The sequence below is a fragment of the Neorhizobium phenanthreniclasticum genome (assembly GCF_040066075.1).
In the GTDB taxonomy this organism is placed as follows: Bacteria; Pseudomonadota; Alphaproteobacteria; order Rhizobiales; family Rhizobiaceae; genus Neorhizobium; species Neorhizobium petrolearium.
In genome coordinates, this window is record NZ_JBEAAL010000012.1 from 179,694 (window position 1) to 197,339 (window position 17,646).

Annotated in this window: 12 protein-coding genes and 2 pseudogenes; 7 read left to right on the top strand and 7 right to left on the bottom strand. The window is 54.7% G+C overall.

Features of this window, described 5'->3' with window-relative positions; all coding sequences use genetic code 11:
- Positions 1 to 38 precede the first annotated feature (38 nt).
- Entirely contained in the window at positions 39 to 1,172 is a 1,134-nt protein-coding gene (locus ABK249_RS17515) for an RHE_PE00001 family protein (protein ID WP_348863485.1), read from the top strand.
- Positions 1,173 to 1,205: 33 nt separating this feature from the next.
- Positions 1,206 to 2,156 carry a DUF4238 domain-containing protein gene (locus tag ABK249_RS17520; RefSeq protein ID WP_348863486.1) on the top strand — a complete coding sequence of 317 codons (951 nt, stop codon included), beginning with the start codon at positions 1,206 to 1,208 and terminating at the stop codon, positions 2,154 to 2,156.
- 107 nt (positions 2,157 to 2,263) lie between these two features.
- Here the strand turns inward: ABK249_RS17520 and ABK249_RS17525 are convergent, their stop codons facing one another.
- The 5 genes from ABK249_RS17525 to ABK249_RS17545 all read right to left on the bottom strand — a co-directional run bounded on the left by ABK249_RS17525 (position 2,264) and on the right by ABK249_RS17545 (position 10,518).
- Complete coding sequence (locus ABK249_RS17525; protein WP_348863487.1) at positions 2,264 to 3,415, bottom strand: reverse transcriptase family protein; 1,152 nt, start codon at positions 3,413 to 3,415, stop codon at positions 2,264 to 2,266.
- 183 nt (positions 3,416 to 3,598) lie between these two features.
- Entirely contained in the window at positions 3,599 to 4,885 is a 1,287-nt protein-coding gene (locus ABK249_RS17530; RefSeq protein WP_348863488.1) for a phosphoribosyltransferase-like protein, read from the bottom strand.
- A gap of 1 nt (position 4,886) precedes the next feature.
- Complete coding sequence (locus ABK249_RS17535) at positions 4,887 to 7,460, bottom strand: poly-gamma-glutamate hydrolase family protein (RefSeq protein WP_348863489.1); 2,574 nt, start codon at positions 7,458 to 7,460, stop codon at positions 4,887 to 4,889.
- Positions 7,457 to 9,205, bottom strand: a complete 1,749-nt coding sequence (locus ABK249_RS17540) for an ATP-dependent nuclease (RefSeq protein ID WP_348863490.1) — start codon at positions 9,203 to 9,205, stop codon at positions 7,457 to 7,459. The genes ABK249_RS17535 and ABK249_RS17540 overlap by 4 nt, the downstream gene beginning before the upstream one ends.
- Before the next feature lie 281 nt (positions 9,206 to 9,486).
- Positions 9,487 to 10,518 carry a hypothetical protein gene (locus tag ABK249_RS17545; protein WP_348863491.1) on the bottom strand — a complete coding sequence of 344 codons (1,032 nt, stop codon included), beginning with the start codon at positions 10,516 to 10,518 and terminating at the stop codon, positions 9,487 to 9,489.
- Between the two features lie 70 nt (positions 10,519 to 10,588).
- On the opposite strand from ABK249_RS17545, the gene ABK249_RS17550 reads away from it, so the two are divergent.
- From ABK249_RS17550 to ABK249_RS17570, 5 genes are all read left to right on the top strand, one after another.
- Positions 10,589 to 11,899, top strand: a complete 1,311-nt coding sequence (locus ABK249_RS17550; protein ID WP_348863492.1) for an XRE family transcriptional regulator — start codon at positions 10,589 to 10,591, stop codon at positions 11,897 to 11,899.
- 6 nt (positions 11,900 to 11,905) lie between these two features.
- Entirely contained in the window at positions 11,906 to 13,018 is a 1,113-nt protein-coding gene (locus tag ABK249_RS17555; RefSeq protein WP_348863493.1) for a beta family protein, read from the top strand.
- A gap of 107 nt (positions 13,019 to 13,125) precedes the next feature.
- Positions 13,126 to 14,391: a YiiX/YebB-like N1pC/P60 family cysteine hydrolase gene (locus tag ABK249_RS17560; RefSeq protein ID WP_348863494.1), complete on the top strand. Its 1,266-nt coding sequence runs from the start codon at positions 13,126 to 13,128 to the stop codon at positions 14,389 to 14,391.
- A gap of 65 nt (positions 14,392 to 14,456) precedes the next feature.
- Positions 14,457 to 15,905, top strand: a complete 1,449-nt coding sequence (locus tag ABK249_RS17565) for an RES family NAD+ phosphorylase (RefSeq protein WP_348863496.1) — start codon at positions 14,457 to 14,459, stop codon at positions 15,903 to 15,905.
- 232 nt (positions 15,906 to 16,137) lie between these two features.
- A complete protein-coding gene (locus ABK249_RS17570; RefSeq protein ID WP_227705444.1) occupies positions 16,138 to 17,139 on the top strand; it encodes a sensor histidine kinase in 1,002 nt (333 codons plus the stop codon).
- Positions 17,140 to 17,223: 84 nt separating this feature from the next.
- On the opposite strand, the pseudogene ABK249_RS17575 reads toward ABK249_RS17570, so the two are convergent.
- Both ABK249_RS17575 and ABK249_RS17580 read right to left on the bottom strand, forming a co-directional pair.
- Positions 17,224 to 17,349, bottom strand: a pseudogene (locus ABK249_RS17575) (nuclear transport factor 2 family protein); the annotation flags it as partial.
- Between the two features lie 171 nt (positions 17,350 to 17,520).
- A pseudogene (locus ABK249_RS17580) lies at positions 17,521 to 17,646 on the bottom strand (IS630 family transposase); the annotation flags it as partial.

A 17,646-nucleotide genomic window follows, 5' to 3' on the forward strand; every position in this document is an offset into this window, starting at 1 on the left:
TATAGCTTTCGCTTAACGAATCATTTACCATAAATTCAATGTCTTACGATCTCGCAAAATTGCCTATCCAGAGCCTGCTGCGGCCGATCTCCGAGGCTGCGGTCGCGCTTGCCCGGCTTGACGAGCGCATCGCCCGCTCTCCCGTCGGTGAGGGCTTTCTCGAGCGCTCGCATTTCCTCGACGCGCACGCCTCGCTCTGGGTCGATGGCGAACTCGTCCATCTCGAGGATCTCGTCCTGCATGACGCCCTCCGGGACATCCGCGCTCCCACCCATGAACTCACCATCGCCCGCGACATCCTGAAAACCCGCCGACGCATCGCCGCCCATCCACCTGGCTGGGCGCTGTCGGCCCCCGGCCTCGCCTCCCTCCGCGGGCGGGCGTGGCCCGCGGCATCATGGGGTGAGGACGGGGAGGGGGTGCCGGATGGGAATGTCGAGCCGACCGGTGCTCCGGCTGGGGTGGGGGAGGTGGAGGATGAAGTTGAAGACGGTCTGGGTGACGCGTTTGCCGCGATCGATGCGGTAATTGCCCGCTCGGAGGCGGCTATTGAAGAGGCGAAGAAGCCGGGCCGTGTTGAAAATGCTCCGGACAAGGATCCGTTCGTCTATGATCTCGACTGGGATGAGGACGAGCGGCTGGAGGATTGGCGGGCCGTGCTGGCTCGCGCCCAGGATCTGCCACCGGTCCTTCAGACGATCGTCGCCCTCGATGCGTGGAATGAGATCTCCGTCCTCCAGCACGCACCCTGGCTCGGCCGGCTGCTGGCCTCCTCGATCCTGCGCGAAGGCGCTGTGACCACCGGCACTCATCTCGTGGCGATCAATCTCGGGCTGAAGGCCATTCCCGTTGACCGGCGCCGGCATCGTGATCGCGAGACACGTTTGCTGGCGATAGCAAGGGCGCTGACAATCTCCGCCGAGACGGGGCTCAAGGAGCATGACCGGTTGGTGCTGGCGCGGGAGATGATGATGCGCAAGCTGGAGGGACGGCGAACGTCGTCCAGGCTGCCGGAGCTGGTCGAGTTGGTCATGGCGCGGCCGTTGATCTCGGCCGGGATGGTGGCGAAGATGCTTGAGGTCACGCCTCAAGGAGCGAGGCGCATCGTGCAGGAGCTCGGTCTTCGCGAGATGACGGGCAGGGGGAGGTTTCGGGCATGGGGAATCATATAATGCAGCTCGTCTTTCGAGAGGTCTGGTGAAGGCATGAGTGAACGTACAAAACGACAGCATGTGGTGCCCCGCTTTTATCTGAGGCACTTCACTCAGCCCGATGGCGAGCTTTGGACCCACGACTGCGTAACCGGAACCGCACGTAAGTCGACGCCAGAAAAGACTGCGTACGAGACCAACATCTACACCCCGACAGGCGAAGATGGAGCCCGGATCGATTTGATCGAGGACACACTTGCGACGATCGAATCGCAAGCTGCGGGCGTCTATCCTGAGCTTTTGGCCTTCAAGCCTCTCGATACGATTGCAAAGCTAGATTTCGCGGCGTTTCTGGCCACCATGTTCGCACGAAGTCCGGCGCAGCTCCGACAGGTCGCCCAAACTATGGGTCAGATGGCTTTGTGGGCCGGTAGACATGAAATGGACCGCGATTTTCGAGAAAAGGAGGCGCTGGGCGAAGTTTCGACCGTAGATCGCGCCATTCAGAAAATATTGCACAGCAATGACATGTTCACAATGGACGTTGATCGGCGGGCCGGGCTCTTGGCATTTCAACAGGTTGAGGGCTTGATGAATCTCATGTCGCAAATGAACTGGAGCTATGAAATCAGTGAGAACCAGCAGCTGGTCACAAGTGACAACCCCGTCTTTTGGGTGAAGGGCGGCGGCCCACCAGATCTACCGGGGTACGGTTTTGGGTTGGGCAATCCCTACGCAGTTATACCATTTCCCCTCAGCCCGGGCGTAATTCTCCGGCTTGATTGGCGCCGCGACGGGGCGTGGAAGAGGGCAAAGCTTGAGCGACAACGGGCGAAGCTTGCAAATCGGTACCAGGCGAAACACAAAGAGCGTCTTCTATTTTTCCGGGACAGCGATCAGGGGCTCTGCTCCCTCGCGATGAAACACAGAACTCCCGTGAATCAGATTGATCTGGGCGTGCCATCTCCGATAATTGATGTGGTTCGGAAATTGAAGGGTTCCTAAGCCGGGTGCTTGGGCGAGCCTCATTTGGAACTCGATTGACGCCGCAATTCTCTAATAGACGTTCGTTCAGCGAGCATTGGACGTCGGACGCGGTTCAAACGACGCAACTAGACGGGCCAATCGATCTTTTGGAACCGCTCTCTGCAAAGTGCCGCGTATTTCGGTTCGATCATTTTGGCAAAATCTATAAGGCCCTTGATGTGAGCTTTCATACCCCAGATGGAATCGAACTTTCGGTTAAACGCATGATCGACTGGCCCAAGCTTTTCCAAGAAGTACAGGTGTTGGCGAATTCGATCTTTGAACTCTTTCGTCAGTCCGGGCTCCGCGCCATCAACCGTTAGACCCAGGACCAACTTTCTTGCCGACGGCGGCACAATCGTGCTCTTTCTGGCATTCGGCCGATATCCCGCGCGGGACAGAACAGAGTAAGCTTCGAATATCAGTTTCCGACATGCATCCCTACCGTGATCAGGGTCGTGGGAAGAAAAAGTCAGGTCATCGCTGTAACGGGTATACTTCATACCAAATTTCGCTGCGATCTCCGACAGCTCTTTGTCGCACTGACGCATTACGAGGTTGGCCAGAAGAGGGCTGGTCGGCGCGCCCTGCGGCAAATACCCTAAATATCGATCGTTGTAGGCGTAGATTGTGTTGTTGGCCTTTTTGACCAGCCATTGCTTGAAATGCTGGCGCGGACTGTGGGTCGGCGTCCTTATAGTGCAAATTCGAGCGAGCTCGAATGCCACGAGAGGCGCGTATCCCATGCTATGGAACGCGCGGAATACCTGTATCTCTGAAACCGATTCAAAGAAGTCGGAAATGTCGAGTTTGACTAGCCAAGCACTTCCGCAATGGACCTGGGCACATTTTTTGATCGAGCTTTTTCGCGAGAAAGCATGGCTCGCGGAATGGGGCTTCACATCTTGCAGAATATGGCTGTTGATCCAGCGCTGAACAGCCATCAGCTGCCGGTTCGGAACATGGATGAAGCGGCGACCTCCTGAACGCTTTCGTATTGAGAAATTCTGGTACGGCATCGATGGCTCATTTTTGTCTATCGACCGTCGTGAGACGAATTCCCGCAAATCCGAATAAGGTATGCCGCAGCGGACCGACAAATGGTTCAGCGATAGGATAGGGGGAAGGGCAGGATCGGCGGTTAGGAGCCTTTCGGACTGCGATATGGCAGCTTGAATGACCTGCTCGGAGAGCAGCTTTTCACGCGCTTCTAGCCTGTACCGGTGAGACGACCACATGCTGTTACTCCGATGCGTCGCCGCAGGCGACGAAGCGCTCTGCTGCCCAAGGCGCACGCAGGAGACTTGCAGAGTGCTTCGTCTCCAGCCAAGCTTGAGCTTTGTCACGAGGTACAGGAAATCCTTGCCCCGACGATTGCCTCGCGGCAACCGTAAGCAACTGACGTTGCTTGCTAACACTAATCAACATGTGGTCGGTCTCAGCTGCTGAGGGTAGTAATAATCAGAGCCCGGATCAACGGAAGTTTCACTTTGTGCTCGGAATTTCCGGGCAGCATCGAGCTCTGCCAAACCTTGCGGTGTCAACCGCCGCTGTGGCGTCAGAAATTTCCACTTTATGCACCGTTCGATAATCCTCTCGCAGTCTTTGCTGTTCAGACCGGTAGCAAAGCAAATCGTTGCTCGTTTCCGATGGCCTTTGGCGATGAGCGCGAGGACAACCAGGATTACCTTGCCGGTCTCACCAGTTCGCGACAGAGCCCCGGATTTTGCGAGTTTGGTTTGACCCATGTTCATCAACGTGGCGACAGAGTCGCCGCGGGCGATCTCGGCTGGGAATACCGATGCGATCTCGCCGCTGATAGCTCGGTGCGGGAATAAGCCCGTCCAGTTCGGCGTTCCGTCTTTCATATCCCAAAGTATCGCGGGGGTGTTGTTTGGGCATCCGTGCTCGAAGATTATGGAGCACATCCCCTGCTTGTATCCGTACCACATGTTCTTGCGACGCTTGAACACCCGCGCTCCATAGTCCCTGCAAAGCTTTCTAATCAGCTCCTTTTTCTCGAGGCTTAGAGGCAACGTCTCAAATGACGTTGCCTCGCGATGCATCGAGATTTCAGGCGAACACTTGAGGCGTCGCACAGATCGTGTTCCTTGATCGGTTACCGAGTAGGCAAGGACGTGGAAGCTGATGAGCTTCGTTGACCACCAAGACTTCAACGTTGGCTCGAGCCAAAGGCTCTCCAAGAACGACCGGGCCCGACCTCCGGAACCTACATAATCATCAACTACAAAAATCGCTCTACACCCACGGTCGCGCATTTCGTTGAGGGTAGGATGATTGATGAACTTTGCCGGATTTCCTCTCGCAAGCTGGCGGATCATGTGCGCAACGATTGCTTCACTGCCGAGATCCGACGTCGCGCCGACTGAATTAATGCTTCGGCCATCCTCGCTCCTGCTTGTACAGCTATAGAACGGCAACACTTGCGGCATCATCCACTTTTCTTCCGGAGCAGATTTTGGAAGTTCGCGCACTGCAAAAAGGGCGACTGGTCCGTCGAGGTCTGCTGCAGCGTCTAAAACCAGCTTCTCAAGCTCTCTTCTGAACTCAGTGTGAGAGATAAGCGTCAACGAGTTCGCCAGCAGTATTGCGGCACCCTGGTCTATGTCGTCAAACTGAGTGATCCACTGCTTGCCCTGCACGGTGAGTACCAACTTGCGCGCAAGAAAGTTCCCGTCATCCGTCAATTTACCGCTCCTTGTTCAGAAGTAGAGCTTGGCGCACGCTTTCAACGAACGCTGCCATCAGACGGCCATCAGCCATGAGACGATCTCTCAGACTGCGCGGAATCTCCAATTGAACGCCAGCCGACGAGGTACCGCGATTGCAAATATTTCCTGGTTCCACACCGGGCAGCCGATGCACATTGCTCTTGGACCTGAAGCCGGCTCTTTCAAGTTCGGCTTCAATCTGGGATCTCAATGCGAGGTCTCTACCTCCAAGGAAGATTGTTTCAGGCTCGTCGTCGTCCGAGCGTCCGTGAATTCCGAGCGCTGTGTGCGTGTGAGAAAGAAGTTCCAGACATCCCTTTTCATCGAAATTGGTTGAGGTGATATGCAGCTCACGATGGTGGCGACCAGGCCGTAGGCCTGAGAATACGTAGCTAGAGAGGTCCTCTCCGGCTATTGCTCGAGCTAATTCCGATGTACCGGGCTCAATATAACCGCCATGGGGGGCGATCACGGCGACCATGGAATCCCTGTTCAAGACAGAGATCTGATAGTCCACATTCTCAATTTCCTGCGTTGAAAGCTCAGAAAAGCTGGCGTACCAGTCCCCTTTCTCCGGTGGATTCCAAGTTTTGGCGGGGAGTTCCACCGAGCCTTGTACGGGTAGATGTCTCTCGGCCGTCGCTTCCGAGATGATCGGAAGAGAGATAGCGCCGATAAGCTGCTGAGACGAGTGGGCCGCTTGGACCGCTGTATTGCGGCAATCCGTGTCCACCGTTGCCCCGCGTCTATCGACATCGGACGGGCTCGCCGTTGCTGCGACTTCTATGCCACCCGACGGCTCTCTCACGGCGGCCGCGGTGGAGCTTGCGGAGGCATAGCGCTTTACGCCATGGGTTTCCAGCGAGGCCGCAAGATCCTTTTCCGCCGCTTCGGGGATTGCGAGAAGAAACAAGTTGCGGGCGCGTGTCAGCGCAACGTAACCAATACGTCCAACTTCTGTCTTCGGACCGGCTATGAGCTCCCGCGCATGATCTTTACTCGCGACATACATCACTGCGTCGATGCTCTCTCCCTTGACCCCATGAACGGTATCAACTTTGTACTGAACTGCCGTATCCAGGGACGTTGATTGTTGCTCTGCTAAGGGGGACGTAGAAAGTCCGGCCTTAGATAGCCGGCTGCTGATATTTGTCGCGGCAGTAATTCCTGAAATCGCCGCTAGTTGTTTGAGCATCTCCTTGGCCCGAGTGAGCAGTAAAGGCTGCCATTGGGTAGATGCGGGCAAAGAAGCTGCGGGTAGGCCAATTGTTTCGTCGCGGAGAAATTTCCAAAGGATCCGCCTCATCGAACGTACTTTCTGATCTGCTCCTGGCCTTCGTAGTTGCGCAGCGAGATCTGCAGGGGGCTTGTCGAGAAGGCCTAATACGGCTCGAATGAGCATGCTGAAGGCGGCGTCAAAATTTCCAACACGGTCTCGCAGCACTGCAGCTTGCGCAAAGTATTTCGCCGAGCCGCGACCCTGGTCGGGTTCAGCCCCTCTCCAGTGATTGACCCACTCGTTACCGCGACATAGGACAACCGAATTTTCCGGCGAAATGCCGGCAGCCTTCAGCATATTGCCGAGGAGATTTAAAAGATCCTCGCGCTTATCCTGCCGAAATGTCGTGAAAAACGCACCATTCAGTAGAGAGGGAGAATCCCGATCTGGCTTGTCATCTCTACCGGCGATCGAGTTTGCAACACTCAAAATATCGGGGACGGAACGAAAATTGATAGTAAGTTCCTGAGCGTCGGTATCTTTTTGTAGGTGATAGTTCGCAAGGAATCGGCCGTCCGCTCCATTGAACTCGAAAATTCCCTGGTTCACATCGCCGACCAATGTGATCGTAGATCCAGCGGCGGCGAGGATATCCAGGAGCACTCCGTGCGAAGGCCCGATATCTTGAGCTTCATCGACAACGATCTGAGGGTACCGGCGTGCAAGCGCCCTTAGGATGTGGGGTTGCTCGGTCAGAACTTTGTAGCACCAATACCGGCCGAACTCGTGCGTATAGGCGCCGACTTTTCCAAGCCTGCTGATCAGGGCAGTGGCAAGTTTGGTGTCTATCTTTGTTTTGCTATTCTTGAATACGCTAAAGAATTCCCACTTCCCGCCTTCGAATGATGCCGAGATCGTTTGTGCGCTCTGGGGAAACTTGCCGAGGTTGATTGTGAAGCCTCCCATGAAGGGTTCACTACCGTGCACAAGGAAGGGTGCTGTTTTGCAGCCCATCGGGTGATGCCCGTGCGGTCTCAGCACATTCGTGGTGAAGAAGCTGTCAAAGGTGGCGATTTCAACGCGGCTCTGATTTTGGGCCGCCAATAATGATTTTTGCTGGATCGCGCGGTAGTCATGCCGAAATGTATCGACCGCCACGTTGGAGAAGGAAAGAAGCGCTATTCTCCCGCGCTCGCCGCCCAGCATTTCTTGAAGTTTGGCCACCCGATGCACGACGGTGCGTGTTTTACCGCTGCCCGCGCAGGCAATTACGCAAAGGCGACCGCTAGGTCGATCAACGACAAGCTGTTGCTGCGGAGAGATACTGGTCATTGCGTTGTCTCATTTCCGCACACATGCTTAATCGCACCAATAATATAATCCGGAACTTTGACGCTTTTCTTTTCATCAGATATCTTCGATGCTAGCGCTTGGCCGAATTTCCCCTTCTGTACGTTCCCTTCTGCTCGCTCAAACATTCCACGGAATAGAGCTGTCGCCTTTTCCTGATCGGTGGTTTTGGATGCAAGTTCAGCCTGCAAAGCCGCTGCTATTTTAGGATGAATTTCCTTGAGCGCGTCGATCATCGTTGGCCGGTTGTCTTCAAGCAATGCAAGATCGTATTCAAACGTCTTCACACCGTGGAATATCTTGACGAAGCTGTCGTCACTTTTCTTCATCTTTGCTGTGTTGTCAGAAACAGTGATGACTTCATCTAACGCCGGGTAGTGAGCGACTGGTTCGCCGTCGGCGACGACGATTTTCTCCGGATCTGCGTCCGTTATGACAGCGACCCTGACGCCAAGTGCCTTCTCTCCGAAAAGTGGAAGAAACGAATCGAAGTTTAACCCTTCGACGCTGATGACGCTCACACCGTATTGGCGTAGGTCATATCCGGCGCTTTCGGCGAGTGTAGTCACCATCAGCAGCTCAGCTGCCCCCTCGACAAAGATAATTCTTCTGGCGAAGAACAATTCGGCGCGAGTGACATCGAGATATCGAGCAAGTTTTTCCTTTTTCCCTTTCTCGAAAGTTATCGTTCGAGGAGCAAAGGATTGCACAGCGCCCCCAGTTTCGACCAGGCAGGTGATAGTATCTAAGGGCGCGATACTTGCAAAATTTGGGGAATGGCTGGTGACAAAAACCTGCACGGGCTTGTCGGTTTCGGTCGCTTTGATGTCAGAGAGGTACTTGAGAAGTACGGTTTGAAGCTGCGGGTGCAAGTGAGCCTCAGGCTCTTCAACGATAAGGCCACGAAATGCGGCATCAGGGTTCATTGCCATTTCGCTCAGTACAACCGCCATGAAAATCAGGTTGTTAAAACCGAGCCCATTCTGTTCGATTTCAAATGTATCTACCAGGAGCGACAAGCGGGCAGCCAGTCTTTGGAAGTCGGTCCCTGAAAGCCCCAGTTCTAGGGCCTGTCTCAACTGCGCGCCAATCATATTTTCATGGCGGGTCGAAATTGCTTTGTGCGTATCGAGGAGCGGGCCCTGTTTCTTCAGGTCAGTGTCGAGTTTGGTCAACGCGTCATTGATTTGCTGTCGACCATCGTCATCTGTAAGCAAATGAAAGAGGCGCGCTAGCTGGCTCGACCGCCCTGGTTTTAGTAATTGCCCCGCATCCCGTAGAGGCTGAAGATATACACTGCGCAGGTTTTCCAGAATATCTGATGTCAGCGATGTTTCTTCATGCTCCCCGCACCACCGCTTTGCTTTGAGGCGCCCCGATTTGTCTGGGTCACTATATTGGACCGATATAACGGCCTCGAGCTTTTTGTCCGCTCCAATCCTCAACGCCGGTAGAAAATCGGCCTCATCGTCAAGCGTCAAGCCCCTAAAGGTGAATGAAAACAGTATGCTGCCATGGCTTTTACCACCCTTAGGAATGTGGATGTCGTCGACTGTGAGTCGGGGATATGGATCGTCCGCGCCGGCCAGCAACGACCGCAGCGCGTCAACGACCGCCGACTTGCCGACGTTGTTGGGGCCGACAATGATATTAAGCCCCTCGTTGAAGTCGAGAGACACGCTCGAAAGTTTGCGAAAGTTCGAGACTTTCAAATTTGCCAAATACATTGATTCTCCCCATAGCAACGCATGACAGCGTTATTCCGGGTGCATGTAAAGGATGGAGATTGTCTTTGGCTCGGCGAAGCGGTTGACTGAGTGAATGGTTGCCATGGATTTTGATATTGGGGACACCGTTAATCCGCTCTGGTCGAAATGGCGCTGTCGTTTAGCATTTAACCGTGAGAAGTCCACCACGATTCTGCTACCAGAGAGCGCATTTCCCTTGGAAGCAAACTCGCTTTTGCGAATGGAGGCAGGGATCAACCGGCGAGGATTCAACTAGGTCGCTATACATTAAAAAAAGAGCACGGCATGTCCGGGTCTAGAAAGGAGAGTGGGTTTTTCGGCCCCACAACATATTCGGGCCATTCAGTTGCGATCTTTTCAGCTGACCTCGCCGAGGGAGCAATCTGGCGGGAAACATTGTATCGGCCAACCTCGACAAACCGCTCTACCAGCTCGATGACTTTCTGTGATCCGACTTTCGCGGGGATGGTGAGACGTACGGAGTTTCCGAGTGTGTCCAGCAGGATGTGAACGATATGGGGGTGAACAGCCTTTGTATCCTCAAGGAGCCTTTTGTAGTTGAACTGTCGCCCATCCTGGGCATGCAGCCTCACGTCATAGAGAAACCCCGGTTCGCCATCGACGTGTGACCATTCCACCCAGGGCCGCCGTTGCACATTAACAGTAACGCCGATCACGAGTGACTTATCAACGAAACCGACCTGCGCCCACTCATGCGGACGAATTTCGCCCCATGGGAGAGGATCCATAGGAAGTAAATGCTCTGTGACCTTATCTCGTGATTGAGGAAGGATTGGCCGCGCGTCATTGTAACTTGTGCAGAAATTCCAAAACCCGAGATCGACGTCTCTCAAGAATTGGAGAAGGCGGGGTAGGTCGTCGCTGTGTCCTAGCCGAAAATGGGCGACCCGGTTCCTGATCTGAAAAACCTCTTTTAATTTTGCATCAAGAATGTCTTTCGGAGGAAAGTAGCACTCGAAGCACGTCCAGTGCTTCCCAATCGCTTCCATAAGTTTTGTCAGTGTGGAATAGCTTAGAACGTTCATCTCGGGCGTCGGCATGTGCCTTAGCGCTTTGTCTGCATCGAAAGACTTCGACAGCGGAGGTAGGTCTTGAGCCCAGTCATCACCTTTCAGTGCTCGCAGCTCGACGTATACCATTCGCCGCAACCATGTCTCGAGCTGCCATAACCGCGCGAAGATCTCGAGCGCGCGCTTGGGCACCTCTGGCACAATTTCGAGAAGGTTCGGCTCGCTTGTCTGTGAAATGTCTTCCTGTCCGTCTTCTTCCACATTTTCCTCCTGGAGATTGCACAACAAGACTATCACTCACCTTAATCAACACAACAAATTTGATGTGCCCTTGACCACAACAAAAAAGTTGTCTACATCGCGCCTTATGAATGGAATCGTCCTAAACGAAAAAGAGCTGCGAGATGCCAAGGCGCGCGTAGCGAAATTAGCTGATGCGCTTTCCTCTGAGAGCGGCATAACCCAGCTCGTATCGAATCTACCACCCGAAGTCGTGACGCAGGTCACGAAGATGATGAAGTCGGAGAGAGTCCGTCTGCTGTCAGCGATTGAGGCTTTTGAGAACGCGAAAGGCGGCGGCGATGCGTCCTCTCTCCTGAAGCAGTCTGGCACGGATCCTGGCGTGACGCTCATCGTCGCGCGGATCGCCAAGGGCTATTCTCAAAAGGACCTTGCATGGCGACTAGGGGTGAAAGAGCAGCAAATACAGCGGTACGAGGCGGATCGATACAGCTCGATCAGCCTGAAAAACTACGCGCGAGTGGCTGCACTCCTCGGTGTGCAGATGACAGCTACGATAACGGAAAACCCCAGCTTCCGTGGCCTAGACGCAGTTATCGCTGACGTGACCCGCGAGGATATTCGAAAGATCCTCAAACATGGTCGTTCACGTGGTTGGTTTGCAGCTGAGATGAGCGAAGCACAGCTTCGGCAATATATCGCGGAGAATCGGATCGAATTCGGAAGCCCATCATTGCTGCGAACTGGTCTAAACGTGACAGATCATAGTGAGGATGTCCTTCTGCATGCGTGGAGGGCGCGCGTTGCAACTCGCGCTCGTGAAGAGCTATCTCTACAGCCAGCGACCTTCGACCCTCTCGAGATCAACTGGTTGTCCGAATTAGTTCGGCTGAGTGCCTTTTCCGATGGGCCAATACGAGCGCGGGAGGCACTCAGAGAAAATGGGATCTTGCTTATTGCGGAGCCTCAGATACCGGGCCTCGCGATTGATGGAGCCGCATTCCTCGAAGGCAATGTACCAGTTATCGGGATGACGATCCGAAAGGACACGATCGACAATTTCTGGTTTACTCTCCTTCATGAGATCGCGCACGCGGTCCTTCACCATCGAACAGGACTGGCAACTGGCTTCTTTGATCAGCTTGAGTCAGTATCTACCGATGAACAAGAAGCGGAAGCCGATTCTTTTGCTGCCAATATACTGATACCCGAAGAGAAATGGCGAAGATCGACCGCGAGAATTGCGAATTCTGCCGATGTGATAGAAAAATTTGCAAAAGAAATCGGAATCCATCCAGCTATAGTATTCGGTCGCATACGTAAAGAAAGAGACAACTACGCATTATTTTCGAACAAGATTGGCGCCAACACTGTCCGTGAACAGTTGGTCGGCCCTGTATAAGGAAACATGATGCTTCCCTACCATCCGGCTCTCCGCTTCAAGCAAGGCGAATACATCGCAACAGCACGAATTGCTCGCGATGTGCAGCGACACATTCAGCCTCGATTCATCCTCGCTCCGCCGAAGGAGAGGGACCCCGAAAAGGGAAAGCCGTTGACCGAGGAAGAGATAGCCGTTGTGACCGGGGAAAGGATCGCGAAGCACTGGCCGTTGTATCCTGCGTATCTGGATGCTCGATATGTGGCTCCTCTTTTGGGAGATGAAGGCCTCAGATCATTGTTTCGGATCGCGCAGCGGAAGAATGAGCAACTGGCCGCAGTGGCGTCCGTCCAGGATCTTTTCAACCCGATATTCCGCGAGTTCCTGAGAACATCCGGTCCTCGCATTGCAATTCATCTACCGTACGAAGATATCGACATTGATGCGTTGCTGAACGGAGTAGAGGCTGTTGGCTGTAAGACGAGCGAGTGCGCTCTCTTCTTGGACTTTACAAAAGCACCTCTGAGTATGGAGGGTGTCTCTGGATCGGTTGCCGGTGTCTTCGACACCCTCGGTTCCGTCGCCCAATGGGCGCGAATTATCTTCCAAGCGTCTAGTTTTCCATCCAAGAACCCCGCCGAAAGCGATGGCCAGTGCGTAATACCGCGTCACGAGTGGGAGGTTTTTCTTGCCGCATTGAAGGAATGCTCCGTTGCGCCGAACCTAATCGGTTATGGAGATTTTGGCCCGGATCACGGCGAGATCCGGTTCAGGCGCAAAGGGGGAGGAGCGGCACCTATCCGACACCTCCGTTACACTGGAAAGAAATCGACGATCGTCGTCCGCGGGAAAGAGACTGGCAAACAAGGCGACGTCATGAAGGCGGTTTGTGAACGCGTTCTCAACAGCGGCGAGTTTGCAGGGCAAGGGTACTCCTATGCGGATGACATGATTTGGCGGGTGGCAAAGGGCCTTTCGAATGCCGGCACACCGTCCATGTGGCGCGAATGGAATATGGCCCATCACCTCTCTCAAGTCGTGAAGGATCTCGGAATGTTGTCCGGCATGAGTTTCGCAGAAGGGCCCGTCACCCGTATCACGGAACAGTTTGCGCTGTTCGCTGAACCCGTCGAAGAATGACGACCAGCTGCTATTAGAGCAACCAGCGCCTGAAGCTATTCTGTCAGGTCGGCGCAGGCCACAGCCAACCTTCCAAGGGCTTCGCCTAGACGGGAACAGGAGCCTTTATGAAAAGGATCACAATTGAGAGCCTTCGCCCCGGCGACATCATCCTGACGGCGCGGCCTGGAAAGGGAAGTAAGTTTATTCGAGGGATGACAGGAGGGCTCGTTTCCCACGCTATGATCTGCGTCGAGCAGGGGTCTTTTATTGACTCTACGATGGATGGCGTCCAAGCGCGAAACGTCCAACGCGAATTTTTCGAAAATGACGAGAATGTCTTTGCCTTTCGGTTGAAGAGCCCTCTGCCCGACCACCTCGTTTCGCAGGTCGTCGATTACGCGAGATCCCAAATTGGGACGCGTTACTCTCTCGCTGAAGCAGTAGTCTTGGTAACCGGGGGTCCGAGGCTTCGAACAAAACGTTTATTTTGCTCCAGGTTGGTTGCCAGGGCGTATCAGAGCGTCGGTATTCAGTTGGTGCCGGATCAAGACTACTGCTCGCCGGAGGATTTGCGGATCAGCCCGCTTCTCGTTGAACTGGAGTTGCAGATTGAGACTATAGCGCAAGACGAGATCGAGGCGATGGCTCGGCGTCCCAATCCTATAGCGATGACCCACACGGTCCAGAATCAAGTCCTCGACTTTGCCCGTTCGCTTGACGCCAGCGTGGAAACTTTTCAGGACCTTGACCAAGTGATCAACGACCATCCTGAATGGGACAGCCGCATAGCAGATGTCCTGCAACGCTCCGGATATCTAGATCTCTGGCGATACGAGCTTGAGACGCATCCGTGGCGCTACGACCATGCAAGAATGGCGACGATGACAGGATTGGAAATCCAGCAAGAGCTCCGGCTTTATTGTGTCGATACGGTTAAGGAGGCCTATAGCGGCGGGATCCGCTTTGCGGTAAATCTTGCGCACTATAACCAGCGGCATTTGGCCTCGCCTCGCCGATCTTGGCAGCTATTGATCGGGCTTTACGAGACTTTGGTCCGTAATGATCATTCTCGGCGGGAGGTCGCGCGGTCCTGGCTGGCAAAGACTTATCCCGCTGACCTTAAACTGCATATGGAGAGGATTGAGCCGCATTCCGAAATGTGGTTCGCAATCGTGGATCGCGTCGAACCGCGTCTTGGTGCACTGGCGCGTATCGTGATCGCGAATGAAAAGAGCAAGATGGTCTGTTCTTCCTGCGGCGATGAACCGACGACGGACTACCGAATTGCAAACGCCGCAGAAGCTATGCCCGGCGTTCCCTCGCTGCGGCTTTGCAATGACTGCGTGAACATTCGTCGGGGCTTTGGCGAGCGACTTGAACCTCTCAGCTGAGCATCGCCTACCTGAACCCGCCGGAGAGAATTGCGTCGGGCGTGCCTCAATCGGGAACTGATTATATGTCCGTTGATGATGAAGAGAAGCGGATTTGCTTCCGTTGCGTTGGGAATGAGTTCTTAAGTCTTCGCGTGAAACGTGAAGGACAAACAGGGGGATGCTCCTATTGCTCCGACGGCGAGGATCCAACCTTCAAAGTCACAGAATTGGCAGATTGCGTCGCGCTGGCTTTTGAACAGCACTATGTTCGGACTGCGAGCCAGCCGAACTCAATGCAATATGCTATGTTAGCCGACAAAGAGTCCGATTACTCGTGGGATAGAGAAGGAGAACCGGTCGATGACGTTATCGCGAATGCTGCTTCAGTTGAGCAGGAGGTGGCCTGTAACATCCGTGAAATCCTCGCCGACAGGTTCGGAGATTGGGACTCGGCGCTGTCGGGCGAGGAGACGGAATTTGACGGCGACAGCTACTATGAACGCAAATCGGTCGGTAGCGGCCGATGGACCAGAGAGTGGGACGACTTTGAACATTCTTTAAAGACAGAGGCGCGGTTCTTCAGCCGCCGTGCGTCGACATATTTGGTCGATCTCTTTGAGGGATTGGACACACTAAAGGCCCGCGACAAGATTTCAGTTCTCGCGGAAGCCGGCCCCGGCTTCGCGCTCTCCAGTTTGTATCGGGCGCGGTCATTTCCCCGATATGCCGATATTCAAACGGCACTCGCGAGGCCCGACATCCATCTTGGCCCACCGCCAGCGCCTGTTGCCCGTGCCGGTCGCATGAATGCACACGGTATCTCCGTCTTTTACGGCGCCAGCGATCCCTTGGTTGCTCTGGCAGAAGTTCGTCCGCCGGTGGGATGCACAGTCGCCGTTGCGCGGTTCGACATCACGAAGCCTGTAATGCTTCTTGATCTCACGGCACTCCGCGATGCAATGACGATTGGCAGCGTCTTCGATCCAACCTATCTTGATCGCCTCCAGCGAGCTGAGTTTCTCAGGCAACTGAGCAACCGGATCACGGTTCCCGTCATGCCCGATGATGAAGATCTTGGTTATCTCGTAACCCAAGCTATCGCTGATTTTTTGGCAACGATAGAACGGCCGGAGATCGATGGAATTCTGTTCCCCTCGGTTCAGGTGAAAGGAGAGGCATGCAATGTGGTGCTCTTTCATAAGTCGTCTCGCGTTCGCCCGATGGAATTCCCTGCTGGAACTAAGTTCGAAGTAAACGAAGGTTTTACGACTGAAGACGGTTGGGAGCCCGACTTTTCCGTATATGAACGCACACCCCGAAAATCTGCTGAACCGAAACCTGAAGCAAAGCTCCCACCGACTATGCCATCGTATCAGCAAGTATTCGATCCGTCGGATCCAGACCCACGCGACTTCACTTTACGTGTTGATCCAAAGTCGCTTGAAGTCCATGTCGTTGACGCTGTGAGCTACAAAACGGATAGGAATTCCGTTCGTCGACATCGATTTGAAGATTTTGATCCGCCGTTTTAGTTCAGGTACTAATGCCGCCGGATCGCTCGCTGGCGCCTTATTTAACTATGGAGGGGCAATGCCTTAGCGTAACCAACAGGCTTCAAGCTTTTGTTTTAGAATATATTTTTCTATCGTGGTCATTGGTTCGGTTCCCATCAAGGCGACGACCACTTGCCGCACGTGAAGAAAAAGATAGTTTTCGGGTTCTACGGTATTAAATGAAGCGACGATTTTTCATGGAGATGCCTCTATGCCGTTTAGCGACCCTCACCATCCGCTCTGGAAGCCCGAAAACCTGCGTCGCGCCATCCATGCGGCGGGGGTGGCGCTTTGGTCATGGGAAGTAACGAACGATCGTTTTGCCATGGACGAGCAGGCATTCAAACTATGGGGGCTTGTCAAAAGTGGCGAGGTAAAATTCGAAGACCTTTCAGCCCGCATCCACCCGGCCGACAGGGATCGGGTGCGTGCCGCATTCATGGCAACACGCGGAATTGTCGGAGCCTACGAGATCGATTTCCGAATTATAGTTGGAGACGAGATCCGGTGGATCTCTGCGCGGGGCATAGGCGATGACGCCGCCCTCCACGAGGGACAGATGTTTGGAGTTTTTCTGGACGTCACCGGACGCAAGCAGGCTGAAGAAGGCAACGAGCTGCTGGCTGGCGAAATGAGTCATCGCGTCAAGAATCTCTTGGCCATTGCCATGGGTCTTACCAATATCACCTCGCAATCGACAACAACCGCGAAGGAGATGGCGCAAGAACTGACAGGGCGATTGGCGGCTCTCGGTCGGGCCCATGATCTTGTGCGCCCGATTCCCGGCGATCAGGGGCATGCTGCCCTTTTGGCCGACCTCCTATCGGTCCTGCTTTCGCCTTATGAAGATATTGGAGCATTTAAAGGGCGTATTCGGGTTGCGGTGCCGCGCATGGGCGTAGGGGAAGCCGCTGCAACCGCGCTGTCTCTCATCTTCCACGAACTGGCGACAAACTCCTTGAAATATGGCGCCCTCTCTGTGGATACCGGAACGCTCGACCTTTCAGGGTCTGCCGACAATGACGAGGTTACGCTGACATGGACCGAGCGGGGCGGGCCGGCGGTAGCACCCCCAAATGAGGCTGAGGGCTATGGAAGCAAGTTGCTCAACCGAAGTGTATCCGGTCAACTTGGGGGGACGATTACATACGACTGGTCGCCCGATGGGGTCGTCGTTGTTCTCAAACTGAGAAGCGAGAGACTGGCAAAGTGATGGTTCAGATCCCATATGTGGACGGCCCCCAGAAGCTGGTTGCGGACCGGGGCAGCGCCCGCCGTTGCCACGCTCGACGCGCAGCAGCATGCGCTCGCTGTTGACGTATCCGCGGTACGTTCCGGCCCGCGGCCAGTCCTCGCCAGGGATGATCCACCCGATGTCTTCGGCGACCACCGCCAGCAGAGCCTCCCTGTCGCCGCAGCCGATCGCGGCGAAGAAGTCCTCACGGTGTGGATGTTCTACTCGTTACTCATTGGAATTTCTCCATTTTGCACGGATCGGATCGCGCTCGATCCGATCCGTGCATCCCGGTGCACCCGGTGGGCACGTCGTGTTCGTCAATCGAACTTGACCAGGTCCTCGAAGATCAGTTGACCCCAGCCCGCGCAAGGTGAATGCCTGCGCGCGGCAGCGCTCGATTAGCCAGGCCCGATGCTCACCGGCGATCGCTCGCGGCTTGTGCCCGCCCATCTGGCCGGCGGCGGCGCTGCCCGTCTCACGGAA